The organism is Enterobacter cloacae complex sp. IR5412 (assembly GCF_049237385.1).
Taxonomy (GTDB): Bacteria; Pseudomonadota; Gammaproteobacteria; order Enterobacterales; family Enterobacteriaceae; genus Enterobacter; species Enterobacter intestinihominis.
On sequence record NZ_JBMKHQ010000001.1, the window covers coordinates 410 to 672 of the forward strand.

General features: G+C 64.3%; 1 pseudogene. It reads right to left on the bottom strand.

Annotation, left to right across the window (positions count from 1 at the left end):
- A pseudogene (locus tag ACOTX2_RS00010) lies at positions 1-263 on the bottom strand (RHS repeat protein); the annotation flags it as partial.

A 263-nucleotide genomic window follows, 5' to 3' on the forward strand; every position in this document is an offset into this window, starting at 1 on the left:
TTGACCTCCGTCAGGCGGTGCTCGCCGTCGTAGCGGTAGTGCCAGCGGGTCTGGCCATTATCCTTCTCCACGATGCGGCCATGGATGTCATAACGCCAGCGAATACCGTTGAGCTGCGTCAGACGGTTGTGCGTGACTTTCTCAGCAGCCCCCTCGAGCGGGTTACCGGCCGCATCCCAGCGCCACTGCTCCTGACCGGGCAGCGTGCCGTCCTGAACGAGCAGGCGCCCTGCGCTGTCGTACTGCCAGCGGTACCAGCTGAA